General features: G+C 59.8%; 27 protein-coding genes and 1 tRNA gene. 12 read left to right on the top strand and 16 right to left on the bottom strand.

From position 1 onward, the window contains the following. Nucleotides 1–93 precede the first annotated feature (93 nt). The 8 genes from ychF to IFT47_RS25665 form a co-directional block, all read right to left on the bottom strand. Nucleotides 94–1,194, bottom strand: a complete 1,101-nt coding sequence (gene ychF, locus IFT47_RS25700) for a redox-regulated ATPase YchF (protein ID WP_192174953.1) — start codon at nt 1,192–1,194, stop codon at nt 94–96. Between the two features lie 21 nt (nt 1,195–1,215). After that, entirely contained in the window at nt 1,216–1,800 is a 585-nt protein-coding gene (pth, locus tag IFT47_RS25695; protein WP_108120616.1) for an aminoacyl-tRNA hydrolase, read from the bottom strand. A gap of 75 nt (nt 1,801–1,875) precedes the next feature. Next, the gene (locus tag IFT47_RS25690; RefSeq protein ID WP_065991778.1) at nt 1,876–2,487 is read right to left on the bottom strand and encodes a 50S ribosomal protein L25/general stress protein Ctc; all 612 of its coding nucleotides are present in this window, start codon (nt 2,485–2,487) and stop codon (nt 1,876–1,878) included. 140 nt (nt 2,488–2,627) lie between these two features. Next, a complete protein-coding gene (locus tag IFT47_RS25685; RefSeq protein WP_037018241.1) occupies nt 2,628–3,569 on the bottom strand; it encodes a ribose-phosphate pyrophosphokinase in 942 nt (313 codons plus the stop codon). A gap of 47 nt (nt 3,570–3,616) precedes the next feature. After that, nucleotides 3,617–3,691: transfer RNA gene (locus IFT47_RS25680), tRNA-Gln, on the bottom strand. Between the two features lie 36 nt (nt 3,692–3,727). Continuing rightward, nucleotides 3,728–4,579 (bottom strand): 4-(cytidine 5'-diphospho)-2-C-methyl-D-erythritol kinase, encoded by an 852-nt coding sequence (ispE, locus tag IFT47_RS25675; RefSeq protein ID WP_192174952.1) that lies wholly within the window; start codon nt 4,577–4,579, stop codon nt 3,728–3,730. Between the two features lie 2 nt (nt 4,580–4,581). Further along, nucleotides 4,582–5,199 carry a lipoprotein insertase outer membrane protein LolB gene (gene lolB / locus IFT47_RS25670; protein ID WP_192174951.1) on the bottom strand — a complete coding sequence of 206 codons (618 nt, stop codon included), beginning with the start codon at nt 5,197–5,199 and terminating at the stop codon, nt 4,582–4,584. A gap of 4 nt (nt 5,200–5,203) precedes the next feature. Next, the gene (locus IFT47_RS25665; protein WP_192174950.1) at nt 5,204–6,931 is read right to left on the bottom strand and encodes a tetratricopeptide repeat protein; all 1,728 of its coding nucleotides are present in this window, start codon (nt 6,929–6,931) and stop codon (nt 5,204–5,206) included. Between the two features lie 258 nt (nt 6,932–7,189). Here IFT47_RS25665 and hemA point away from each other — a divergent pair, with 258 nt between their 5' ends. The 6 genes from hemA to IFT47_RS25635 all read left to right on the top strand — a co-directional run bounded on the left by hemA (nt 7,190) and on the right by IFT47_RS25635 (nt 12,572). After that, nucleotides 7,190–8,467 (top strand): glutamyl-tRNA reductase, encoded by a 1,278-nt coding sequence (gene hemA, locus IFT47_RS25660; RefSeq protein WP_192174949.1) that lies wholly within the window; start codon nt 7,190–7,192, stop codon nt 8,465–8,467. Beyond that, a complete protein-coding gene (gene prfA, locus IFT47_RS25655; protein WP_192174948.1) occupies nt 8,464–9,546 on the top strand; it encodes a peptide chain release factor 1 in 1,083 nt (360 codons plus the stop codon). The genes hemA and prfA overlap by 4 nt, the downstream gene beginning before the upstream one ends. Beyond that, nucleotides 9,547–10,380, top strand: coding sequence for a peptide chain release factor N(5)-glutamine methyltransferase (prmC, locus tag IFT47_RS25650; RefSeq protein WP_192174947.1), 834 nt, complete (start codon nt 9,547–9,549; stop codon nt 10,378–10,380). It abuts the gene before it with no gap. Then, entirely contained in the window at nt 10,374–11,147 is a 774-nt protein-coding gene (locus IFT47_RS25645; protein WP_192174946.1) for a molybdopterin-synthase adenylyltransferase MoeB, read from the top strand. Before prmC ends, IFT47_RS25645 begins: the two co-directional genes overlap by 7 nt. Continuing rightward, the gene (murI, locus tag IFT47_RS25640) at nt 11,140–11,940 is read left to right on the top strand and encodes a glutamate racemase (protein ID WP_192174945.1); all 801 of its coding nucleotides are present in this window, start codon (nt 11,140–11,142) and stop codon (nt 11,938–11,940) included. The genes IFT47_RS25645 and murI overlap by 8 nt, the downstream gene beginning before the upstream one ends. A gap of 113 nt (nt 11,941–12,053) precedes the next feature. After that, complete coding sequence (locus IFT47_RS25635) at nt 12,054–12,572, top strand: acyloxyacyl hydrolase (protein ID WP_192174944.1); 519 nt, start codon at nt 12,054–12,056, stop codon at nt 12,570–12,572. A gap of 186 nt (nt 12,573–12,758) precedes the next feature. Here IFT47_RS25635 and IFT47_RS25630 read toward each other — a convergent pair whose 3' ends face one another. The 6 genes from IFT47_RS25630 to IFT47_RS25605 all read right to left on the bottom strand — a co-directional run bounded on the left by IFT47_RS25630 (nt 12,759) and on the right by IFT47_RS25605 (nt 17,868). Next, nucleotides 12,759–13,070, bottom strand: coding sequence for a YkgJ family cysteine cluster protein (locus IFT47_RS25630; protein WP_122536194.1), 312 nt, complete (start codon nt 13,068–13,070; stop codon nt 12,759–12,761). Nucleotides 13,071–13,123: 53 nt separating this feature from the next. After that, the gene (gene phrB, locus IFT47_RS25625; protein ID WP_192174943.1) at nt 13,124–14,569 is read right to left on the bottom strand and encodes a deoxyribodipyrimidine photo-lyase; all 1,446 of its coding nucleotides are present in this window, start codon (nt 14,567–14,569) and stop codon (nt 13,124–13,126) included. A 9-nt stretch (nt 14,570–14,578) separates the two neighbouring features. Beyond that, nucleotides 14,579–15,517: a MerR family transcriptional regulator gene (locus tag IFT47_RS25620; RefSeq protein ID WP_192174942.1), complete on the bottom strand. Its 939-nt coding sequence runs from the start codon at nt 15,515–15,517 to the stop codon at nt 14,579–14,581. Between the two features lie 2 nt (nt 15,518–15,519). Continuing rightward, nucleotides 15,520–16,500: a YbgA family protein gene (locus tag IFT47_RS25615; RefSeq protein ID WP_192174941.1), complete on the bottom strand. Its 981-nt coding sequence runs from the start codon at nt 16,498–16,500 to the stop codon at nt 15,520–15,522. A gap of 169 nt (nt 16,501–16,669) precedes the next feature. After that, the gene (locus IFT47_RS25610) at nt 16,670–16,885 is read right to left on the bottom strand and encodes a TIGR02450 family Trp-rich protein (protein ID WP_192174940.1); all 216 of its coding nucleotides are present in this window, start codon (nt 16,883–16,885) and stop codon (nt 16,670–16,672) included. Further along, nucleotides 16,882–17,868, bottom strand: coding sequence for an NAD(P)/FAD-dependent oxidoreductase (locus tag IFT47_RS25605; protein ID WP_192174939.1), 987 nt, complete (start codon nt 17,866–17,868; stop codon nt 16,882–16,884). Before IFT47_RS25605 ends, IFT47_RS25610 begins: the two co-directional genes overlap by 4 nt. Before the next feature lie 299 nt (nt 17,869–18,167). On the opposite strand from IFT47_RS25605, the gene IFT47_RS25600 reads away from it, so the two are divergent. Together IFT47_RS25600 and hemH are read left to right on the top strand one after the other, a co-directional pair. Beyond that, nucleotides 18,168–19,070, top strand: a complete 903-nt coding sequence (locus IFT47_RS25600) for a TIGR01777 family oxidoreductase (RefSeq protein ID WP_192174938.1) — start codon at nt 18,168–18,170, stop codon at nt 19,068–19,070. Between the two features lie 14 nt (nt 19,071–19,084). After that, on the top strand, nt 19,085–20,113 hold the full coding sequence (gene hemH / locus IFT47_RS25595; RefSeq protein ID WP_192174937.1) for a ferrochelatase: 1,029 nt from the start codon (nt 19,085–19,087) through the stop codon (nt 20,111–20,113). Nucleotides 20,114–20,330: 217 nt separating this feature from the next. Here hemH and IFT47_RS25590 read toward each other — a convergent pair whose 3' ends face one another. Continuing rightward, nucleotides 20,331–21,611 (bottom strand): uracil-xanthine permease family protein, encoded by a 1,281-nt coding sequence (locus IFT47_RS25590; protein ID WP_037018282.1) that lies wholly within the window; start codon nt 21,609–21,611, stop codon nt 20,331–20,333. After that, the gene (gene upp, locus IFT47_RS25585; protein ID WP_192174936.1) at nt 21,611–22,249 is read right to left on the bottom strand and encodes a uracil phosphoribosyltransferase; all 639 of its coding nucleotides are present in this window, start codon (nt 22,247–22,249) and stop codon (nt 21,611–21,613) included. Before upp ends, IFT47_RS25590 begins: the two co-directional genes overlap by 1 nt. Before the next feature lie 197 nt (nt 22,250–22,446). On the opposite strand from upp, the gene IFT47_RS25580 reads away from it, so the two are divergent. The 4 genes from IFT47_RS25580 (at nt 22,447) to IFT47_RS25565 (ending at nt 24,643) form a co-directional block, all read left to right on the top strand. Further along, on the top strand, nt 22,447–23,004 hold the full coding sequence (locus IFT47_RS25580) for a hypoxanthine-guanine phosphoribosyltransferase (protein ID WP_192174935.1): 558 nt from the start codon (nt 22,447–22,449) through the stop codon (nt 23,002–23,004). Between the two features lie 110 nt (nt 23,005–23,114). Further along, nucleotides 23,115–23,600 carry a hypothetical protein gene (locus IFT47_RS25575; protein ID WP_192174934.1) on the top strand — a complete coding sequence of 162 codons (486 nt, stop codon included), beginning with the start codon at nt 23,115–23,117 and terminating at the stop codon, nt 23,598–23,600. A 67-nt stretch (nt 23,601–23,667) separates the two neighbouring features. Beyond that, complete coding sequence (locus IFT47_RS25570; RefSeq protein ID WP_192174933.1) at nt 23,668–23,955, top strand: PA4642 family protein; 288 nt, start codon at nt 23,668–23,670, stop codon at nt 23,953–23,955. 226 nt (nt 23,956–24,181) lie between these two features. Continuing rightward, nucleotides 24,182–24,643: a hypothetical protein gene (locus IFT47_RS25565; RefSeq protein WP_192174932.1), complete on the top strand. Its 462-nt coding sequence runs from the start codon at nt 24,182–24,184 to the stop codon at nt 24,641–24,643. Nucleotides 24,644–24,650: the final 7 nt, after the last annotated feature.

The raw sequence follows: 24,650 nt of genomic DNA, 5'->3' as shown, positions 1-24,650 counted from the left end.
AGATACAAAGCGCTGAAAGCAAAAAGCCCGCGAATCACTGAGTGATACGCGGGCTTTGATGTTCAACGGGGGTCGTGGAGGTCCACGCGCGCGTTAGACGTTGAAACGGAAGTGCAGAACGTCACCGTCCTTGACGATGTAATCCTTGCCTTCCAGGCGCCATTTGCCCGCTTCCTTGGCACCGGCCTCACCCTTGTACTGGATGAAGTCGTTGTAGGCGATGCACTCGGCGCGGATGAAGCCTTTTTCGAAATCGGTGTGGATCACACCCGCAGCCTGTGGCGCGGTAGCGCCGACGCGGACGGTCCATGCACGCACTTCTTCGACGCCGGCCGTGAAGTAGGTCTGCAGGTGCAGCATCTCGTAGCCGGCACGGATCACGCGGTTCAGGCCAGGCTCTTCAAGGCCCAGGGCCTCCAGGAACATGTCCTTTTCTTCGCCGTCGTCGAGTTCGGCGATTTCCGCTTCGATCTTGTTGCAGACCGGCACCAGCATGGCGCCTTCTTCTTCAGCGATGGCGCGAACCACGTCCAGGTGCGGGTTGTTGTCGAAACCGTCTTCAGCGACGTTGGCGATGTACATGACCGGTTTGGTGGTCAGCAGATGAAAGCCCTTGATGACGGCTTTCTCATCGGCGCTCATGCTCTTCATCAGGCTGCGCGCAGGTTTGCCCAGTGTGAAGTGAGCGATGAGTTGCTCCAGCAAGCCTTTCTGGACCACTGCGTCCTTGTCGCCGCCCTTGGCGTTGCGCGTGACTTTCTGCAGTTGTTTCTCGCAGCTGTCGAGGTCAGCGAAAATCAGTTCCAGATCAATGATCTCGATGTCGCGTTTCGGGTCGACGCTGTTGGAGACGTGAATCACGTTCTCGTCTTCGAAGCAGCGCACGACGTGAGCAATGGCGTCAGTCTCGCGGATGTTGGCGAGGAACTTGTTGCCCAGGCCTTCACCTTTGGAGGCACCGGCTACCAGCCCGGCGATGTCGACGAACTCCATCGTGGTCGGCAGGATGCGCTTCGGGTTGACGATGTCGGCCAGGGCCTGCAGGCGCGGATCCGGCATGGGCACGATGCCGGTGTTCGGTTCGATGGTGCAGAAGGGAAAGTTCTCCGCCGCAATACCTGATTTGGTCAGGGCGTTGAACAGGGTGGACTTGCCGACGTTGGGCAGGCCGACGATGCCGCAGTTGAATCCCATGGTGTTTCCCCTCGAGTGATGTCAGGCCTTCTGGCTGTGCAGGACGCGCATCGCCTTGGCGAAGTCGCCAGCGAGTACATCCGGCAGCACGCCGAGGGCAAAGTCGATGCTGGCGTCCAGTTTTTCCTGCTCGGCGCGTGGCGCACGACCCAGTACGAAATTGGATACCAGACTGGCGTCGCCCGGGTGGCCGATGCCAAGCCGCAGGCGGTGGAAGCCGTTCTGGTTGCCGAGCTGCGCAATAATGTCGCGCAGCCCGTTATGCCCGCCGTGCCCGCCACCCAGTTTGAGTTTGGCGACGCCCGGAGGCAGGTCGAGTTCGTCGTGGGCCACCAGAATGGCTTGCGGAGGAATCCGGAAGAAACCCGCCAGAGCTGCGACGGACTGGCCGCTGCGGTTCATGTAGGTGGTGGGAATCAGCAGACGAACGTCCTGGCCTTGATGACTGAACTTAGCCGTCAGGCCGAAATATTTGCGGTCAGCGGTCAGATTGACACGCTGTGCGCTGGCAATGCGCTCAACGAAAAGAGCCCCTGCGTTATGCCGGGTCTGTTCGTATTCGGGGCCTGGATTTCCCAGGCCGACGATCAGTTGGATGGCGGTCACGTCAGGGGCTCTTCCTTGGGTCGAGTGTGATGATGGCGAGCATCATCACGGGTTCAACCGGCTAGCGAGTAATGATTACTCTGCTTCGCCTTCTGCGGTGCCTTCTTCTTCGTCCTGGACGATGCGAGGAGCGTGGACGTTTGCGATGTCCAGGTCCTTGCCGTGCGCCAGAGCAACGAATTCAACACCTTTAGGTGCTTTAACGTCGGACAGGTGAACGTTGTCGCCGATTTCCAGCGCGCCCAGGTCAACTTCGATGAACTCAGGCAGGTCTTTCGGCAGGCAGGTCACTTCCAGCTCAGTGGTGGTGTGCGAGATCTCGCCGCCTTTCTTGACCGGTGCTTCTTCGTTGATGAAGTGCACTGGAACGATAGCGGTCAGTTTCTGGCCAGCCACGACGCGGATGAAGTCGGCGTGCATGATGAACTGCTTGGCAGGGTGACGCTGCATCGCTTTAACGATGACGTTCTGCTTGGCGCCAGCAATGTTCAGCTCGATAACGTGGCTGTAGGCAGCTTCGTTTTCAAACATCTTGGCCAGTTCTTTGGCTTCGATGGTGATCGAAGTTGCTTCCTGGCCACCACCGTAGACAACGGCTGGGACGGAGGCGGCGAGACGACGCAGGCGGCGGCTCGCACCTTTCCCCAGGTCAGTACGCGCTTGGGCGTTCAGAGTAAATTCGTTCATTTTGTATCTCCAAAATAGCCATGACCGAGCGGCGTTTGCGACCAGCGCCTGACACGGTATGGGCAAAAAAGCCCCGCCCCGGCATTGAGTGTCGGGGCGGGGCGCTTTTCGTCAACGGATGGTTCGGCAGGGCAGGACCCTTATCGGAACATCGCGCTGATCGATTCTTCGTTGCTGATGCGACGCATCGCCTCAGCGACTACCGGTGCGATATCCAGTTGGCGGATACGGTCACAGGCCTGTGCAGCAGCGGACAACGGGATGGTGTTCGTCACCACCAGTTCGTCCAGCACGGAATTTTCGATGTTCTCGATCGCACGGCCCGACAGAACAGGGTGCGTGCAGTACGCGAAGACCTTGGCAGCGCCGTGTTCTTTCAGCGCCTTGGCCGCATGGCACAGAGTGCCCGCGGTATCGACCATGTCGTCGACGAGAATACAGGTACGGCCTTCAACGTCACCGATGATGTGCATCACTTCGGAGTGGTTGGCCTTCTCGCGGCGCTTGTCGATGATGCCCAGATCGACGCCCAGGGATTTGGCAACAGCACGTGCACGCACGACGCCGCCGATATCCGGGGAGACAATCATCAAGTTTTCGAAGCGTTGGTCTTCGATGTCATCCACCAGAACCGGGGAGCCGTAGATGTTATCTACCGGAATATCGAAGAAGCCTTGAATCTGGTCAGCGTGCAGGTCGACAGTCAGCACACGGTCGATACCGACGACGGTGAGCATGTCCGCAACCACTTTAGCGCTGATAGCCACACGGGCAGAACGCGGACGGCGATCCTGGCGGGCATAACCAAAGTAAGGGATCACAGCAGTGATACGAGTGGCCGAGGAGCGACGGAAGGCGTCTGCCATCACGACGAGTTCCATCAGGTTATCGTTGGTCGGAGCGCAGGTCGGCTGAATAATGAAGACGTCTTTACCGCGAACGTTTTCATTGATCTCAGCGGTAATCTCACCGTCGGAGAACTTTCCAACAGAGATGTCACCGAGAGGGATATGCAGCTGACGTACGACACGCCGAGCCAGATCGGGGTTGGCGTTCCCCGTAAAGACCATCATCTTGGACACGCGCAGTACCTGGAGGCTTAGGGTATGCCTGGATGACTATAGGAAAATGGCAGGGGCGGCTGGATTCGAACCAACGCATGGCAGGATCAAAACCTGCTGCCTTACCGCTTGGCGACGCCCCTGTATCTGTTGCACGAGTGCCTGGCACTCGGTTCCTTTTAGAGCAGCGCCTGTAACTTCCGGTGCAACATCGAGATGTTTGCGCCTTTTGCTACAAACCCTGTAAGGGTCTCTGTAAGAAGGGCCGAGACTTTATCAGCTTCAGCTTTGCTTGGGAAGGCCCCAAACACACAACTTCCAGTTCCGGTTAATTTTGCTTCGGTAAATTTACCTAACAAATTCAAAGCGTTACCAACTTTTGGATACCGCCTCGTTACAACCGGTAAGCAGTCATTTCGACTGTTTCCCTTGGGAACGGGGCGCACTTTAATGGGAGGAGTGTCACGTGTCAACAGTGGATCTGAAAAAATTTCTGCTGTACTTACAGATACTTGCGGCACTAGCACCAGATACCAAGGTTCTTCGGGGGTTACGGGGGTCAGGATCTCGCCGATGCCTTCGGCAAAAGCAGCATGTCCGCGCACGAAAACCGGCACGTCAGCCCCAAGCAGCAGGCCCAGCGCCGCCAGCCGATCCTCATCCCAACCCAGTTGCCAAAGGTGATTCAGGCCCAGCAGTGTGGTTGCCGCGTCGGAACTTCCGCCGCCGATGCCGCCACCCATGGGCAGGACTTTTTTCAGCCAGATATCAACGCCAAGCGGGCAACCCGATTGTTGCTTGAGGGCGCGAGCCGCTCTGACAATCAGATTACTGTCGTGGGGGACGTCGGCAATTTCCGTCTGCAGTCGCACTTCGCCGTCGTCACGAAGCGCGAAGCTGAGCTCGTCGCCGTAATCGAGAAACTGGAACAGCGTCTGCAGTTCGTGATAACCGTCGGCGCGGCGTCCGGTGATGTGCAGCATCAGATTCAGTTTGGCAGGGGCGGGCAGTGTCAGTCGTGGTTGCGACATGCTCATTGCCCCAGTTTGCGTGGTTGCCAGTCCTTGATGACCAGCGTGACGTCCAGATCCTGCCCGTGCAGCTTCATGCGTTCAGGTAGCCAGAAACCTTTTTGCTGGGTGTAGCTCAGGTATTCGATCTGCCAGCCATCCTGCGCAAGACTGGCCAGGCGACTGTCACCGTCAAGGGTCAGGTTGCTTTTGCTGTCCGGCGCGGGCAAACCGCGCACCCACCAGACCAGATGCGACACCGGCAATTTCCAGCCGAGCTGATCCTTAAGCAGGGTTTCCGGGTCCGGCGCGTCGTAGCGGCCCTGATTGGCGACTTCCAGCGACACAGCGCCAGGTCGACCCGTCAGGCGGGCAGCACCGCGACCGAGCGGGCCCGACAGGCGAATGTCGTAGTAATCCTGGCGTTGCAGCCAGAACAGCGTGCCGCTGCCGGAATCCTTTGGCGCGCGGATGCCGACCTTGCCGTTGATCTGCCAGCCATCGAGGCTGCTGAGTTGTTCTTTGTTCACACGCCATTGATTGGCGTCCCCCTTGCCTTGCACGGCTTCGCGGGAGGACATGCCGGCACAGCCGGCGAGCACGGCGATCAGACTGAATACGAGTACGTGGCGCAATTGCATAAATTCAAAGGGTCTCGGCGCCGGTCAGGCGTTTGATGGTGCTGCGCAGAACCGGGCTGTCAGGTTGTTGTTCAAGGGCCTTGCCCCATACTTTGCGAGCTTCACGCTGCTCGCCTTTGGCCCACAGGACTTCGCCCAGGTGCGCGGCAACTTCGTGATCCGGGAAGCGCTCCAGCGCCTGGCGCAGCAGACGCTCGGCTTCATCCAGATTGCCCAGGCGGTAGTTGACCCAGCCGAGGCTGTCGAGCACCGCCGGGTCTTCCGGATTGAGCTGGTGCGCGCGCTCGATCAATTCCTTGGCCTCGGCGTAGCGTGTGGTGCGGTCCGAGAGGGTATAGCCCAAAGCGTTCAGCGCCATGGCGTTGTCCGGCTCGCGCTTGAGAATGGCCCGCAGGTCACTCTCCATCTGTTTCAGATCGTTGCGTTTCTCGGCCAGCATTGAGCGGGTGTAGAGCAGATTCAGATCATCCGGGTACTGCTTGAGCGCTTGACTCAACACTTGCCAGCCGCGGTCGCTCTGGTTGTTGTTGGCCAGGGTCTCGGCTTCGATCAGGTACAGCTGAATGGCGTAATCGGGTTGATCGGCACGTGCCTGGGCCAGCCGCTTCGACGCTTCTGCAGTGTTGCCGTTGCTCATCAGGATATCGGCCTGACGCAGCTGCGCAGGCAGGAAGTCGTTGCCGGGGCCCACTTGAGCGTATTCGGCGAGCGCGGTTTGCGGATCGTCGCGCTCTTCGTAGATGCGGCCGAGGTTTACGTGGGCCGAGTCGACGTGACTGCCGCGTGCAACGAGGTCTTCGAGATAACCCTGCGCTTCATCCCATGCCTTGTTTTCCAGGCAGACGAGGGCAAGCGAATAACGCAGCTCGTCGTCATCCGGGTACTGCTGAACCAGGCTGGAGAACTGCACTTTGGCGTCTTCCATGCGGTTCTGTTCCACTAGCATGCGCGCATAGGTCAGGCGCAGGCGCTTGTCATCCGGGTATTTTTTGATGCTTTTTTCGAGCAGCGGGATCGCTTCCTTGCCGCGGTTCATGCTTTGCAGCAGTCGGGCACGCAACAGGATCGGCGCCACCTCACCTTCACCCGGCGGATTGTCTTCGAGCAGTTTCAGCGAGGCGGCGCTGTCGCCTTCCTGCTGAAGCAACAGCGCCTTGCCGAAGATCAGTTGGCCGTTTTTCGGATACTTCATCAGAAGGCGATCGAAGCTGGTGATGAGCCCTTTGCGCGTATTGGAATCGGTTTCCGACGCAGACAACGCGAGGAAATCAAAATGCGTGTCGCCCTGGCCCTGAAGAACCTTCTCCATATAGCGCATGGAATCGTCGTAGCGCCCGGCCCGCGCCAGCTGGATGGCTGCCGCGCGCTGTGCCTCGAGATTGCTCGGGTCGTTTTTCGCCCAGATCATTGAGGTGTCGAGGGCGGCCTGATCGGCCCCCAGGTATTCGGCGATGCGGAAGGCGCGCTCGGAAATCCCCGGATCCTGGGTCTGGATCGCCTGGGTCACGTAGTTGTCCAGCGCGATGTCGAAGCGGTTGCGCTGGCCGGCAAGCTCGGCGGTCAGCAGGCTGACGACGGTTTCCTGAGTAAACGAGCCGTACACCTGAGGTTTGGCCTCGGGTGCGGGCGGCGCTTCTTTCGCGGGAGCAGAAGGCTCCGTAGAAACGGAGGCCGTAGACTGGCAGCCACTCAGAGCGACAAGGGCAAGGAACAACGCGGAGGATTTATTCATATAGAGGAGGGGCGGCTTACCTGCGGTTTGGAAGCATCATGACACAAGGCCGGGAGCAAACCCACAGCCCGCGCGAAATCTGGATATGCTTAATCTACAGCCTGTGCGTGGACATTTTGTCGCAGGCCAGAGGCGGTGATAAGCAACCTGTATAGGGACAATAGTGTGCTGCGGACGTTCTGAATGTATTGCGGTGGTTGTCCTGACTCTATCGAAGTAGGACAATTGCCGGCTTCACGTCACCATCAGCGACCTTGAATGGCCTTTCTTGCTCTGGGTATCAACCATAAGACTGCATCAGTTGATGTCCGCGAGCGCGTGGCATTTACGCCTGAGCAGCTGGTTGAGGCGCTACAGCAGCTCTGCCGCCTGACCCGCAGCCGGGAAGCGGCCATTCTCTCCACCTGCAATCGCAGCGAACTTTATATCGAACAGGATCAGCTGACCGCCGACGTCGTGTTGCGCTGGCTGGCGGATTATCACCACCTGAATGTCGATGAGCTGCGCGCCAGTGCCTATGTGCATGAAGACGACGCGGCAGTGCGACACATGATGCGCGTGGCGTCGGGCCTGGACTCACTGGTGCTCGGCGAGCCGCAGATCCTGGGTCAGATGAAATCGGCCTATGCCGTTGCCCGGGAGGCCGGCACCGTCGGCCCACTGCTCGGGCGTCTTTTTCAGGCCACTTTCAGCGCTGCCAAACAGGTACGCACCGACACCGCCATCGGCGAGAACCCGGTGTCCGTCGCCTTTGCCGCCGTCAGCCTGGCCAAGCAGATTTTCAGCGACCTGCAGCGCAGCCAGGCGCTGTTGATCGGGGCGGGGGAGACCATCACGCTTGTCGCGCGTCACCTGCATGATCTCGGGGTCAAGCGTATCGTTGTTGCCAACCGCACCCTCGAACGCGCGAATATTCTGGCCGAGCAGTTCGGGGCTCATGCGGTGCTGTTGGCCGACATCCCGGCCGAGCTGGTCAACAGCGACATCGTCATCAGCTCCACGGCCAGTCAGTTGCCGATTCTGGGCAAGGGCGCCGTGGAAAGCGCGCTGAAACTGCGCAAGCACAAGCCGATCTTCATGGTCGACATCGCCGTGCCGCGCGACATCGAGCCTGAGGTCGGCGAGCTGGACGACGTCTACCTCTACACCGTCGACGATTTGCACGAAGTCGTCGCTGAAAACCTCAAAAGCCGCCAGGGCGCGGCGCAGGCGGCCGAAGAACTGGTCAGCATGGGCGTCGACGATTTCATGTCGCGGCTGCGCGAACTGGCGGCGGTCGACGTGCTCAAGGCGTATCGTCAGCAGAGCGAACGCCTGCGTGACGAAGAATTGCAGAAAGCCCAGCGCATGCTGGCCAATGGCAGCAACGCCGAAGATGTATTGATGGCGCTGGCACGTGGCCTGACGAACAAAATGATGCACGCCCCCAGCGTGCAGCTCAAAAAGCTCTCCGCTGAAGGCCGCGTCGATGCGCTGGCCATGGCCCAGGAACTCTTTGCCCTCAACGAGGGCTCCACGGATAAATCCCCGCAATGAAAGCTTCACTGCTTAATAAGCTGGACGTGCTCAGCGACCGTTTCGAGGAATTGACCGCGCTGCTCGGCGATGGCGAAGTCATCTCCGACCAGACCAAATTTCGCGCGTATTCCCGTGAGTACGCCGAAGTCGAGCCAGTGATTCAGGTGTACCGGCAGCTGCAGAAAGTGCAGAGCGACCTCGAAGGCGCGCAGGCGCTGCTCAAGGACAGCGACCCCGACATGCGCGAAATGGCAGTCGAGGAAGTGCGCGAAGCCAAGGATCAGTTGCTGGTCCTTGAAGCTGACCTGCAAAAAATGCTGCTGCCCAAAGACCCGAACGATGGCCGTAACGTGTTTCTGGAAATCCGCGCCGGCACGGGCGGTGACGAAGCCGCGATCTTTGCCGGCGACCTTTTCCGCATGTATTCCCGTTATGCCGAGCGGCGTGGCTGGCGTGTCGAGATCCTGTCGGAGAACGTGGGCGAGCATGGCGGCTACAAGGAAGTCATTGCGCGGGTCGAAGGCGAGCACGTCTACGGCAAGCTGAAATTCGAGTCGGGTGTGCATCGCGTTCAGCGCGTGCCGGAAACCGAATCCCAGGGCCGCATTCATACGTCTGCGTGTACCGTCGCGGTGTTGCCAGAGCCTGACGAACAGCAGACCATCGAGATCAACCCGTCCGACTTGCGCGTTGACACCTATCGCTCGTCCGGCGCCGGTGGTCAGCACGTCAACAAGACCGATTCGGCCATCCGCATTACGCACTTGCCGTCCGGCATTGTGGTGGAGTGTCAGGAAGAACGCTCGCAGCACAAGAACCGTGCGCGGGCCATGTCCTGGCTGTCGGCCAAGCTCAACGATCAGCAGACCGCTGCGGCGGCCAACGCCATCGCCAGTGAGCGTAAATTGCTGGTCGGTTCCGGGGATCGCTCGGAACGCATTCGTACTTACAATTTCCCACAGGGGCGAGTCACGGATCACCGCGTGAACCTGACGCTCTACTCCCTTGATGAAGTTCTGGCCGGCGGGGTCGATGCAGTGATAGAACCGTTACTTGCCGAGTATCAGGCAGACCAACTTGCGGCACTGGGTGATTAAATGACCATCATCGCCAGCTTGTTAAGAAGCGCCGAGTTGCCGGATTCTCCGACAGCGCGTCTGGATGCAGAATTGTTGCTGGCCGCTGCCCTGGGCAAGCCACGTAGCTTTTTGCATACCTGGCCCGAGCGTATTGTCAGCACCGAAGCGGCGCACGCTTTCGACGGCTATCTCAAGCGTCGTCGAACCGGCGAACCCGTCGCGTACATCCTGGGCCTGCAAGGGTTCTGGAACATCGACCTGGAAGTCGCTCCCCATACGCTGATCCCTCGGCCCGAAACCGAGATGTTGGTGGAAACAGCGCTGGAGCTTCTGCCTGGTGCGATTCCTCACACGCTGCTCGACCTCGGCACGGGCACCGGCGCCATTGCTCTGTCGCTGGCCAAGGATCGTCCGCAGTGGAGCGTCACGGCGGTGGATCGCGTTGAAGAGGCGGTCGAGCTTGCCGAACGCAATCGTCAGCGCCTGCATCTGGACAACGCGAAGGTCTTGCACAGCCACTGGTTCAGTGCCGTCGAAGGTCAGCGTTTTGACCTGATCCTGAGCAACCCGCCCTACATTGCCTCCAATGACCCGCATCTGGTCGAAGGCGATGTGCGCTTCGAGCCAAGCAGTGCGCTGGTCTCCGGCGCCGATGGCCTGGACGACCTGCGCCTGATTGTGTCGCAAGCGCCCGCGTACCTTGAAGCTGGCGGCTGGCTGTTGCTGGAGCATGGCTACGATCAAGGCGCAGCGGTTCGCGAGTTGTTGCTTGCGCACGGATTCGAAGAGATCAAGACCCGCCGCGACCTGGGCGACCACGAGCGCATTACCTTCGGGCGAGTGCCGTGCTGACGGACGAAGAGCTGCTGCGCTATAGCCGGCAGATCCTTCTTCAACAGGTCGACATCGACGGTCAGTTGCGCCTCAAGCAGAGCCGCGTGTTGATCGTCGGCCTCGGCGGGCTGGGTTCGCCGGTGGCGTTGTACCTGGCGGCGGCCGGCGTCGGCGAACTGCATCTGGCGGATTTCGACAGCGTCGATCTCACCAACCTGCAACGCCAGATCATTCACGACACCCAGAGCGTGGGGCTGAGTAAGGTTGATTCAGCCATTGCGCGGCTGACTGCGATCAATCCGTTGATCACACTGGTGCCCCATCGCGCCGCCCTTGATGTTGACTCCCTGGCCGCAGCAGTTGCCGGAGTAGACCTCGTGCTGGACTGCTCGGACAATTTTACGACGCGTGAAGCCGTCAATGCCGCCTGCGTCGCCGCCTGCAAACCATTGGTTAGCGGCGCTGCGATTCGCCTGGAGGCGCAGTTGTCGGTGTTCGATCCGCGTCGTCCGGAGAGCCCTTGTTACCACTGCCTGTACGGGCACGGCAGCGAGACCGAACTGACCTGCAGCGAGGCCGGCGTGATCGGCCCGTTGGTAGGATTGGTTGGCAGTTTGCAGGCCCTCGAAGCCCTGAAGCTGCTGGCCGGATTTGGCGAGCCGATGGTAGGGCGACTGCTGCTGATTGATGTCATGAGCACGCGATTCCGCGAATTGAAAGTCAAACGCGACCCTGGCTGCAGTGTGTGCGGTACCGGGCCCCGAGTTACCGCCGAGCATGAATAGAGACAGCGATGCGCCGGTGGCGGTGTTTGATTCCGGCGTCGGCGGGTTGTCGGTGCTGGCGGAAATACAGCAGTTGCTGCCACGGGAATCGTTGCTCTACGTCGCCGATTGCGGCCACATTCCCTACGGCGAGAAAACCCCGGAATTCATTCGCGAACGTTGCGCGACGATTGCCGAGTTTTTCCACAGCCAGCGCGCCAAGGCCCTGGTGATCGCCTGCAATACGGCAACAGTGGCCGGCATCGCCGACTTACGCGTCCGCTACCCTGACTGGCCACTTGTGGGCATGGAGCCGGCGGTCAAGCCTGCAGCTGCGGCGACGCGGACCGGCGTCGTCGGCGTGCTGGCGACCACCGGCACTTTGCAAAGCGCCAAGTTCGCCGCGTTGCTCGATCGCTTTGCGGCAGATGTGCAAGTCATCACGCAGCCGTGTCCGGGCCTGGTGGAGCTGATCGAAACGGGCGATCTGGTTAGCCCGGCGATTCGCCAGTTGCTTCAGGGTTACGTCGCGCCGTTACTCGCGGCGGGTTGCGACACCATCATTCTGGGCTGCACCCATTACCCGTTTCTCAAGCCATTGCTGCGGGAAATGATCCCTGCCTCCATCACGCTGATCGACACCGGTGCCGCTGTAGCCCGGCAGTTGCAGCGGTTACTGGGCGAGCGCGAGCTGCTGGCGAGCGGTCATCCTCGGACTGCTCAGTTCTGGACGACCGGTGATCCAGAAGATTTCAGAAACGTCCTACGCGTGCTTTGTATCAACTCCGACAATGTGCGAAGCTTCGTTTCGTGAAAAAAACGTGAATCGCTTCGGCTGTGGGTGAACTAAAGTTCAGCCGCCGGCTTCTACAGCACTTCTGTCGATATAAAAAATTTTTAACTGCTTTCGAAAATAGGATGTTTCAGATGAAGCGACTGTTTTGTTTGGCTGCGATTGCGGCTGCGTTGTTGGGGCAAAGCGCAATTGCTCAAGCTGATGGGGTCGAGTTTTCCGTAGGACACACTGGCGAATCCACGATGACTTATCGTCTGGGCGCGCAATTTGATTGGGATCAAAGCTGGTGGCAAACCGGTGTCGGTCGCCTGACCGGTTACTGGAGCGGCGCTTACACCTACTGGGAAGGCGACAAGAGCTCCAGCAACAACAGCCTGTCGTTCTCTCCGGTATTCGTTTATGAGTTTTCGGGTGAGAGCGTCAAGCCTTACATTGAAGCCGGTATCGGCGCCGCTGTATTCCAGCGCACCGAAGTGGAAGGCAACAAGCTGGGCAGCGCGTTCCAGTTTGAAGACCGTCTGGGTTTCGGTCTGCGCTTTGCCGGTGGACATGAAGTTGGCCTGCGCGCCACTCACTACTCCAACGGCGGCATGACCACCAATAACGACGGTATCGAAAGCTACGCGATTCACTACACGATGCCGTTCTAAGCGTTTGATTGCGTTATTGCACAAGCGGATTTAACCGCACCTGCAATGCACTACCCGCTTCTTCCCGGCTAAAGCCGGTCCTACTGAAAAACCACCTCGTAGGACCGGCTTTAGCCGGGAACGTGTCAGCCAAAGCAGCTGATCCAGGCAAACATTAAATCCCGTGCTTCCTGCTTGCCGCGACCATCACAGATAAGCGGTCGCGATTCCTTCTCGCTCGGCAATACACTCCGGCGCACCCATTTCGAACTCCCTGCAAATCAACGGTCGACGGTCGTAGATCGTGCACATCATCGTGTCGCGATCCAGTGCCGCGCACCAGCCATCGTCCAGGCGCAGCATCACTTCGCCGCCCCAGTCATCGGTGTCGATGTAACGTTCGGGCACGCCGGTGTCGGTAATCAACATGACTTCCAGCTGACAGCAGCAGGCCGCGCAGGTGGAACACGTGATTGCGGGTTCGTCAGGGAGTTGCAGCGAAGGGATCACAGTCGTCATGGGCGGCAGTTTAAATCACCGCGCAGTAGACCGCTAACCGGCGTGACGAATGCTCACCCATTCTCCTGCGTCTCGGCTTGCCGCTGGGGCAGCGACTTGAACGCTTGCAGGGCGCGTTCGCGGCTGGCTTTCAAATCGACGATGGGCGCGGGGTAACCTTCCACGCCGAACAGCCCGCCCAGCGCGGACGGGTTATGAATGTCGCGCTTGTTCAACTCAGCCAGTTCAGGCACCCATTGCTTGATGAATCGACCTTCAGGGTCGAAGCGCTCCGACTGACTTTGCGGATTGAAAATCCGGAAGTAGGGCGATGCGTCGGTACCGGTCGATGAGCTCCACTGCCAGCCGCCATTGTTCGACGCAAGATCGCCGTCGATCAGGTGCTGCATGAAATAGCGTTCACCCTCGCGCCAGTCGATCAGCAGATTCTTGGTCAGGAACATCGCCGAGATCATCCGCAGGCGGTTGTGCATCCAGCCGTTTTCAAGCAGCTGGCGCATGGCTGCATCGACAATCGGCAGCCCGGTACGACCCTGTTGCCAGGCTTCCAGATCCTTCGGCGCATTGCGCCATTTCAGCGCTTCGGTTTCCGGGCGGAAGGCGCGGTGACGGGAGACACGGGGGAAGCCCACCAGCACGTGCTTGTAGAATTCACGCCAGAGCAGCTCGTTGATCCAGGTGACTGAGCCCGGATTACCGGTCTCGAATTCGCCGTTGTTGCTGCGCAGTGCTGAATGCAGGCATTGGCGGGGCGAGATCACCCCGGCCGCCAGGTACGCAGACAGCTGGCTGGTCCCGGGCTTGGCGGGGAAGTCGCGCTCTTGATCGTAGTAATGCACTTGCTCGTCGGTGAAGTGTTGCAAGCGATCACGCGCCTCATCTTCGCCGGCCGGCCAGAGCGAGCGCAGGGTCTCGGTCGGCGCGGCGAAACCCTTGACCGCATCCGGCACGACATCGCTTTTGACGGACAACTTCTGTTGTGGCTTGGGCAGCGCAACCAGGGCCGGCATCGAGTAATGCAAGCGTGCGTAACAGACCTTGCGGAATTGCGTGAAGACCTTGAAATAGCCGCCGCTTTTGGTCAGCACGCTGCCCGGCTGGAAGAACAGCTGGTCGAGGTGACGACGAAACAGAATGCCGGCGCCGTCGAGAGCCGCCTCCACTTCACGGTCTCGTTTGGTCTCGTTGATGCCGTACTCGTCGTTAACGTGTATGCCTTCGATCCCGTGTTGCTGACACAGCTTCAGGATCGCCTTGGGTGCCTGCGCCCATGTGTCCGCATGGACAATCAGCAAAGGGACGTTGAGCGCCGCAAGTGACTTGCTCAATTCGCGAAGGTTGCGCAGCCAGAAATCGACTTTGCATGGGGCATCGTCATGGCTCTGCCACTGGCCCGGGCTGATCATGTACACGGCCAGAGTCGGGCCCTGCTCCATGGCAGCGCTCAGCGCGGTGTTGTCGTGCACACGCAGATCACTGCGCAGCCATATCAATTGCATAGTTATTCCTTAGATAAGCCCCAGCCGCTGCAAGGCAGCCTGGGCGGTCAAAGGGTCTTCGGCGAGGGACAGGCCCGAGACTTCACCCTCGGCTGCGGATAATTCCGTCGAATGAATGCGCACCGCAGGCCCGACGATCAGCTTCGGGCACTCGATGTTGTGCAGCAGGCGAGGCAACTGGCCGACGTTCAGTGACTTGCTGGAATACAACAGCACTGCGCGCGGCTTGAGGTATTCGCAGGCCAGGGCCAGCTCGCCGGCCGGCAATGGCCAGTCGAACACTTCCACCGGGCAATCGGCGCTGCTGAGCAGCCACGCGGTCAGCCACAGATGCGGCTCGAGCGGGAGGTCGGACTGATTGACCAGCAGCAAGGGCGCGCCGCTGACCTGACGGTTGTTGTGGTAAAGCCGGGCGCCGAACTTGCTGCGCAGCCACGAATAGAAAAACACCCGCTCAAGCTGCGCGCCGAACTGGCCTTGCCAGCGCTGCTCAAGTGACGCCAGCAGCGGCAGCAACAGTTGTTCGCAAAGCGTGCGCGGCGGATACAGCGACATCGCGCGGTTGAGGGAATCATCGAGTCGCCGCTCGGCCAGGGCGCCGATGGCTTCCTGCAGAGTCTGGCGAAGAATGTCCCAGTCATTCTCGACACTGGGCGCTGGCGCCTGCTGATCGTCGATCAACTGCTTGACCTGACTGACCGACACGCCGCGATTCAGCCACGTGAGGATGGTCAGCACGCGGTCGACATGTTCGTTGCTGTAAAGACGATGGCCCTTGGCTGTACGGTGCGGAACGATGAGGCCATATCGACGTTCCCAGGCGCGCAGGGTCACTGCGTTCACACCGGTCAGTCGGGCGATTTCGCGAATCGGCAGCCAGCCGTTTTCAAAGGCGTTCGCGGGGTCCTGCGGGTCGCCTTCCGGCGGTTCTTGCTCGGTAGTTGTCATGTTCAAATCGCGTTGCGCAGACTGAGGTTTTCCGGATGCGGCTGCAGATAAACCTGCAGCGCAATGTACGGATCGGGGTGTCGGCGGAAATGGTGTTTGAGCAGCGTCAGCGGCACAACCAGCGGCACGATGCCCTGGTGGTACTGATTGATGACGCCCTGGATTTCTTTCTTGTCGGATGCGCTGAGGGTCTGGCGCAGATAACCGCACAGATGCTGCAGCACATTGGTGTGGGTGCGCCGGGTCGCCGGTTTTTTCAGCGCGCTCATCAATTGACTGAAGTAGCGCGGGGCGATCTCGGCAGGGTCATTCCGGCCCATGGTGCCCAGCAGATTCCCTAGCGCCTTGTACTGGACGGGATCGTTGGCCATCAACTGGTATTTATAGCGGGCGTGAAACTCAGTGAGCGCACGGCGGGTGATGCCGCTTTTCAGCAGCTCTTGCCACGCGGCATAGGCAAACACACGGGTGATGAAATTCTCCCGCAGCACCGGGTCGTTCAAACGGCCGTCTTCTTCAACCGGCAGATCAGGATGACGCGCGCAGAACGCCTGGGCATAAATGCCACGTCCGCCGGTTTCGAATGGCACGCCGTTATCGCGGTACACCTTGACGCGCTCCAGGCCACACGACGGCGATTTCTGCATGAAGATATAGCCGCAGATGTCGCTCATCTCAGTAGCCATGTGCTCGCCGTAATCAGCCAGTTGCTCGGTAACATCCATGGCGTGATGAACCGTGCCGATCGCCCGAGGGTGATCTGTGTCCCCCACCAAACGAATGGCTTCGCGAGGGATGCCCATACCGATGGCGACCTCGGGGCACGCCGGCACGAAATCGAAGTATTCGTTGAGGGCCCGGGTCAGAAGGTGCGATTCCTTGTGCCCGCCATTGAACCTGACCTCCACACCCATCAGGCAGGCGCTGACGCCCAGCTTGGGTTTGGAGGCTTGCTCTGATGAATGATCGAGTACAGCAGACATGACAAACCCTCGATGAACTTCTTATACATATCCGTTTCTCTGTACAACATTTGCCCATCATAGGTTTGTAGCAGTGCAAGTCAAATAATTTGTACAAGATCGGTGAATGAAACGACAAGGTGCGGGAATTCAGCCGTAATGACGGGCTGAAGCGGCAGTTGGGAAGGGTTTACTTCCAACCCATCTGCCAGCTCTGGTCATTCTGCAGGGTCTGCCAAGCCAGCGTCTGGCTGCGCTTGGTCATGACGGCTTGCAGTTCGATCTCCAGCACCGTCCCTTCTTCATCACAAAACAACTCGGTGACCAAAAAGTGCTTTTCACGGTTTTGAGGAGACGCTGCCGTCCATTTCGACAGCAGCAGCTTGCGCGGGTTGATTCGATTCATTTGAGGTGTTCCAGCAGACGTCGCGCGGCTTCCTGACCACTCAGCCAGGCGCCTTCGACTCGGCCCGACAGGCACCAGTCGCCGCAGACGTACAGACCCAGATCTGCATCGGACAACGCGCCGACTTCGCGTCCGCCAGCCGGCCTTGCGTACAGCCAGCGGTGGGCGAGGGTGAATGCCGGGGCCGGCATCGCGCAATTCATCAGCTCGGCGAACGCGCCGTGCAAGTGATCGATGACGTCCTCCCTGGCCATGTCCACATGCTGGCGACTCCAGGCGCTGGTGGCGTGCAGAATCCAGGTGTCCATCTGGCTGTCGCGCCCGGGTTTGCTGCGATTGCGAGCCAGCCAGTCGATGGCACTGTCCTGCACGAAGCAGCCTTCGAGGGGCGTGTCCAGCGGGGTATCGAAAGCCAGCGCGACCGCCCAGGTCGGCTCCATCTTCACGCCCGCGACAACGCTCGCCAGTTTCGGCGCGTCGGCCAGCAGGGTCGTGGCCTGGGGCGCAGGGATGGCTATCACGACCTGACTGAACGGGCCGTGGCTTTGGCCTTCGGCGTCCAGCAGATTCCAGTGTTGTTCGCCACGGAAGACTTCGGTGATGCGGCAGGAAAAGGTCACCGGCATGTCGCCGAGCATGGCCCGGGTGATTGCACTCATGCGCGGCGCGCCGACCCAGCGCACTTGCTCGTCGGGCGACAGGCTGAGTTTTCCGCCGTGATAGTTGTAGAGCAGCGGCTTCCACTCGGCCACGTGGCCCTCGGCTTGCCACTGCTGGACGGCGGCGGCGAAGCGACGGTCGCGGGCGGTGAAGTATTGCGCGCCCATGTCCAGTGCGCCGGCATCGCTGCGTTTGCTGGACATCCGGCCGCCACTGCCGCGGCTCTTGTCAAAGAGATGAATGCTATGCCCGGCGGCTTGCAACGCCTGGGCGGCGGAGAGTCCGGCGATGCCGGTACCGATGATTGCAATGGGGACAGTCATAGGGGCCTCGTTACCTTGTCTGCACAGACTACGCCTCAGGCAAAAGCTGTACAATGCCGTTTTTCGGTATAAGTTGTCGCCCTGCACATGCAGGACGCGGACCTTTCCAAGGGCTCGCTGACAAGTCTGACGCTTTGCTTCAATCGTTCAACTGCACGATCGTGCTGTCCTAAAGAACAGCAGTGAAGTGGATCGCTCTAACCTGACCTAAAGTTGAGTGATCACTCCGCGCACGAGCTCATGGCTTGTGAAGAAATAGACTCCGCAATTGCGATGAACGCCACGTAAGGAACTCAGTCATGCACATCTTGCTGACCGGCGGTACAGGCTTGATAGGGCGTCGTTTGTGTAAACACTGGCTCGCGCAGGGCCATCAGCTGACGGTCTTGAGTCGCAAACCCGATGACGTTGCGCGGCTCTGCGGCGCCAACGTTCGCGGGATAGCTCACTTCGACGACATAGGCAGCCAGCACGTCGACGCGGTGATCAATCTGGCCGGCGCACCCATCGCCGACCGTCCGTGGACCCGCAAACGCAAAATACTGCTGTGGGACAGCCGCATCACCCTGACTGAGCAATTGGTCACGTGGCTTGAGCGCCGCGAGCAGAAACCCGACGTGTTGATATCCGGCTCGGCGGTAGGCTGGTATGGCGACGGCGGTGAGCGCGAGCTCGACGAAAATGCGCAACCGGTCAGCGAAGACTTCGCCAGCCGTCTGTGCATTGCCTGGGAAGAGACCGCGCAACGTGCCGAGACCCTGGGCATTCGCGTGGTGCTGGTGCGCACCGGACTGGTGTTGGCCGACGAAGGCGGCATGCTGCAGCGCCTGTTGCCGCCGTTCAAGATGGGCATGGGCGGGCCAATCGGCAACGGACGCCAATGGATGCCGTGGGTTCATATAGAAGATCAAATCGCCCTGATTGATTTTCTGATGAACCGGGACGATGCCCGAGGTCCTTATAATGCCTGCGCGCCATCACCGGCCCGCAACCGGGATTTCGCCAAGACCCTCGCGTCCGTGCTGCACCGACCATCCTTCATGCCGATGCCGGCCGTTGCGCTTCGAGTGTTGCTGGGCGAACTATCGATCCTGTTGCTGGGCGGTCAACGCGCCCGGCCAGACCGCCTGCAAGAGGCGGGTTTCACTTTCCGATTCACTGATCTGCGCGCGGCCCTGGAAAACCTTTTGGGCCGCCACTGACATCAAGGTGTTGCATGACCGATCACGCTTTATTGCTGGTTAATCTGGGTTCACCGGCGTCCACGTCGGTCGCTGACGTGCGCCGCTACCTCAATCAGTTCCTGATGGACCCTTACGTTATTGACGTGCCGTGGCCAGTGCGTCGCCTGATCGTGTCGCTGATTCTGATCAAGCGCCCGGAGCAGTCGGCCCATGCGTACGCGTCAATCTGGTGGGACGAGGGTTCGCCGCTGGTGGTGCTGAGCAAGCGACTTCAGCAGGCCATGGTCAAGGAATGGAAACACGGCCCGGTCGAACTGGCGATGCGTTACGGCGAGCCGTCGATCGAGACCGTGCTCACGCGCCTGGCAGCCCAGGGCATCAAAAAGGTCACGTTGGCGCCGCTGTATCCGCAGTTTGCGGACAGTACCGTGACCACGGTGATTGAAGAAGCCAAGCGCGTAGTGCGTGAGAAAAAGCTGAATTTTGACTTCTCGCTGCTGACGCCGTTCTTCAATCACCAGGAATACCTCGACGCCCTGGTGGCGAGCGTGCGGCCGCATCTGCAGCAGGATTACGATCACCTGCTGCTGAGTTTTCACGGTCTGCCCGAGCGGCATCTCACCAAGCTCGACCCGACCGGCAATCACTGTTTCAAGAGCGGCAACTGCTGTGAGACGGCGTCGCCTGAGGTCCTGGCGGTCTGCTACCGCGCCCAGTGCATGCGCTCAGCGGCAGAGTTCGCCAAGCTGATGGGGATTGCCGATGGCAAGTGGTCAGTGTCGTTTCAGTCGCGCCTGGGCCGCGCCAAGTGGATCGAACCCTACACCGAACCGCATCTGGAGGAGCTTGCTGCTCAAGGCGTGAAGCGACTGCTGGTCATGTGCCCGGCGTTTGTCGCGGACTGCATCGAAACGCTGGAAGAAATTGGTGATCGCGGGGCTGAAGTGTTCAGGGAAGCCGGGGGCGAGGAGCTGGTGCTGATTCCGTGTCTGAACGACGATCCAAACTGGGCGAAAGCGCTGAACACGCTGTGCGAAAAGGCACCGGCGATGGTGGTGTAATAACCTGAAATTAGGTGTTGTGTTCATTCCCCGTGGGATCGAGCTTGCTCGCGAATGCGTCTGTTCAAGCGGCATTGATGAACCTGATGCGCCGCCTTCGTGAGCAAGCTCACTCCCACAGTTTCGGTGTACGCCGCAAATCTAAGCTACTCCTACAGAATCCCAAAAAAAGGGGGCATCACGTGTGTGATGCCCCCTCTCTCATAACGCTTGCGAACTACGGCAACTGATCATCCAGGTGCTTGTTCTTCCACGCGTCATTCCCCGGCAGGATCAGGTTCAGCACGATGGCGGTCACGGCGCACAGCGCGATGCCTTTCATGCCGAAATCATCAGGGCCGTTGCCGGTGCCGATCAGCACGCCGCCGATGCCGAACACCAGCGTGACGGACACGATCACCAGATTGCGCGCTTCGGCCAGGTCGACCTTGTGGCGAATCAGCGTGTTCATGCCCACCGCCGCGATCGAGCCGAACAGCAGGCACAGAATCCCGCCCATGACCGGCACCGGAATACTTTGCAGCAACGCGCCGAACTTGCCGATGAAGGCCAGGGTAATGGCGAAAATGGCCGCCCAGGTCATGATCTTCGGGTTGTAGTTTTTGGTCAGCATCACTGCGCCGGTCACTTCGGCGTAGGTGGTGTTGGGCGGGCCACCGAAAGCGCCAGCCACGGTCGTCGCGATGCCGTCACCCAGCAAGGTGCGGTGCAGGCCGGGCTTCTTCAGGTAATCACGGCCCGTCACGCTGCCGACCGCAATCACGCCGCCGATGTGCTCGATGGCCGGAGCCAGTGCCACCGGTACGATGAACAGGATCGCCTGCCAGTTGAATTCCGGTGCCGTGAAGTGCGGCAAGGCCAGCCAGGGCGCGGCAGCAATTTTCGCCACATCGACCACGCCGAAATAGAACGACAGCGCAAAACCCACCAGCACGCCCGAGATGATCGGCACCAGACGGAAGATGCCTTTGCCAAACACGGCAACGATCAACGTCGTCAGCAGCGCCGCCATCGAAATGATGATGGCGGTGTTGTACGGGATCAGCTCTGCGGCGCCGTCACCCGTCCGCCCCATTGCCATGTTGGCGGCAATGGGTGCCATCGCCAGACCAATGGAAATGATCACCGGCCCAATGACCACCGGCGGCAGCAGGCGGTCGATGAAACCGGTGCCTTTGATCTTCACGGCCAGGCCGAGGAAGGTGTAGACGAAGCCTGCTGCCATGACCCCGCCCATGGTCGCGGCCAGGCCGAACTGGCCCTTGGCGAGAATGATCGGGGTAATGAAAGCAAAGCTCGACGCGAGGAAGACCGGCACCTGACGGCCTGTCACCACCTGGAAGCACAGGGTGCCCAGGCCTGCCGTGAACAGCGCAACGTTGGGATCGAGGCCAGTGATCAGCGGCATCAATACCAGCGCGCCGAATGCCACGAACAGCATCTGCGCGCCCGACAAGATGGTGCGCCAGAGTGGATCGTTGAACTCATCCGGCTTCATCAGGCGTCCTTCTGCTTGGTGCCGAAAATCTTGTCGCCGGCATCGCCCAGGCCCGGAATGATGTAACCGTGTTCGTTCAGTTTCTGATCGATGGACGCGGTGTAGATGTTGACGTCCGGGTGGGCCTTCTCGACGGTGGCGATGCCTTCCGGCGCGGCAACCAGCACCATCGCGCGGATGTCGCGGCAGCCGGCTTTTTTCAGCAGGTCGATGGTGGCAACCATGGAGGCGCCGGTGGCGAGCATCGGGTCGATGATCAGCGCCAGACGCTGGTCAATCTCGGGGGCGAGTTTTTCCAGGTACGTGTGGGCTTCGAGGGTTTCTTCATTGCGCGCGACGCCCACGGCACTGACCTTGGCGCCCGGGATCAGGCTGAGCACGCCTTCAAGCATGCCGATGCCGGCCCGCAGGATCGGCACCACGGTGATCTTCTTGCCGGCGATCTTCTCGACCTGAACCGTGCCGGCCCAGCCCTGAATCTCGTAGGTTTCCAGCGGCAGATCCTTGGTCGCTTCATACGTCAGCAGCGCGCCGACTTCCTGAGCCAGTTCACGAAAATTCTTGGTGCTGATATCGGCACGGCGCATCAGGCCGAGCTTGTGGCGGATCAGCGGATGGCGGATCTCACGAATGGGCATAGGGGAAAGGCTCCAGCGGGCGGGCAAAAAAAACGGCTTAGATTAATCTATTCAGCTGTAACTTGTCCTGACGGTTAGGTTCGCGTGTCGAGATTTCTGGAACGGCAGTGCAACGTTAGTCCAGAAACACTTGCCCTGATGTCGGCGGATGCGTACCTTTGCCCGCTTTTCCTTACACAGCCCCCTTGGAGAGCGTCATGTCCGCTGATCTCGAGCATATCCGTCAAGTCATGCGCGAGGCTGACTGCCTTTACAGCGAGGCCGAAGTCGAAGCCTCCATCACCCGCGTCGGCGAGCAAATCAATGGCGTGCTGGCCGACCGTAACCCGGTGGTATTTTGCGTCATGAACGGCGGCCTGATCTTCGCTGGCAAGCTGCTCACTCATCTGAATTTCCCGCTGGAAGCGTCCTACCTGCACGCTACCCGCTATCGCAACGAAACCAGCGGTGGCGACCTGTTCTGGAAAGCCAAACCTGAAGTTTCGTTCATCGACCGTGACGTGCTGATCATTGACGACATCCTTGACGAAGGTCACTCCCTCGGGGCGATCATCGACTTCTGCAAACATGCCGGTGCAAGCGCTGTTCATACCGCTGTGCTGATCGACAAGGACCACGACCGCAAGGCGCGCCCTGACCTGAAAGCAGACTTCGTCGGTCTGCCTTGCATTGACCGCTACATCTTCGGGTACGGCATGGACTACAAAGGCTACTGGCGCAACGCGGCCGGGATCTATGCCGTGAAGGGGATGTAACAGCAAGCACCGCTTTATTGTGGGAGCACCACCCCGGCCGCTCCCACAGGATCTGCCTGATCCGGGCATAGCCCATGCTAGAGTGCCTCCCACTTTTTCGGGAGGCGCCCATGCCGTTATCGTTTCGAAGTACCGCCGCGTTGATGTTGCTGTTGACGCTGCCGCTCCCCGCACTCGCCGAACCCATGCACGCGCAGTACCTGCCGCCGGACGAGTTGTCCGTGCGCGAGGGCGAACCCGAGCAGCAGCAATTGCTGCAGATCACTGAGTATTCGGTGGTGGTCGGCAGCCAGCGTCAGTCCAATCAGCAACCGATCCCGGTCACCTCGCCGCTGATTCTGCGCCTGAAAGGCAAGCCCATGAACAAGGGAGCGACCATTGCCGACGTGCTGATCCACTTCGACGGCGAAAGCAAAAGCCTGAAAAAACCGACGTACGACGAGCCGTCGCGCACGCTGACGCTCTATTACCCGGCGACGCAATACCGCGTGCTCGTGGACTTGCTGCGTAACGAAAAGGTCTACTGCCAATTCCTGAGCTATGCCAACGGTCACGTCTGGGCCGACCTGCACACCGGCAGCGTACGCGCGCGTTGAGCCGGCGACCGGGCGGGGGGTAAACTGCCCGCCCGTGAAATGTCCCGCAAGTCAGTTGGAGTCAGCAATGCGTAAAGATAAAAAGCAGGTGATTGGCGATGAAATCGGCGACGCCCAGATCAAGCTGTTCCTGGATTTCGAGCCGGTTGACGCGACTTCGCCGTCGCTGCACAAGCTGATCAAGGCTTATCGAGGCCTGCGCGTTGACGATTTCGCGCGGTTTCTGACGTTCTTCAAGGAAGCCGGTTACGACCTCGACGGCAAAGACGAACACGGCAATGACTTCGTGGCGCTGATCAAGGATCAACGCAATGCCGAGGAATACATCGAACTGATCGACAGGGCGAAAGGCTGATTCGACCCGCTTCCCGGGCGCCGTCCCTCGGCGCCTGATGCTTCCCTCCGGTAATCAGATTCCTGCTTACGCGCTCTCACTACAGAACCGAAAGACCCTTCCTACCTCCTCCTTCGGCGTTTGCGACTATCGAAAGCGGCACGCTGATTCATACTCAGCCCTGTGACAACGCTCACAGGAATGCGAGCAGGACGCTCGCATCATCAAGCGAAAAGGAATTCATGACATGAACAACGTAAAGACTTGCTTCACACGCACAATCGCCGCCATCGCAATGATGGTCGCGGCAGCATCCGCTCAGGCGGCTTACCCCAATAAAATCCAGCTCAACATGGAAATGTGGAATCAGACAGGCATCGACCTCGCGCTGGTATGGTCCAGCTGGGCCAAACCCAATGCTGATTACACCGGTTACGGCTTTTCGGCTGACGCACCCACTGCATCTGTGTCCATCCCGCTGAAGAATCCTCGCAATGATTCTGCGAGCTTCCGCGTGAGCGGCGAAGGCAAGACCTGCGAGTTCACGGCAGCCCACTCGGTGACGTTCAGTTGGGTCTCGATCACACCGGCGCCGGAGAAGTCGGCAACGGGCAGGTCGCTCGGAACAGTACCGGCGGAATGCATCGCATCGGTGACCAAAGGGACGAACTCGATGCAGGCGTACTCCGTCAGATTTGTGATGAAGTAGCGTTGAA

Origin of the sequence: Pseudomonas sp. CFBP 13711, assembly GCF_014842265.1 — a bacterium.
Taxonomy (GTDB): domain Bacteria; phylum Pseudomonadota; class Gammaproteobacteria; order Pseudomonadales; family Pseudomonadaceae; genus Aquipseudomonas.
Note: the sequence above shows the minus strand (reverse complement) of the source record. Positions and strands in the feature narration are given on the sequence as shown.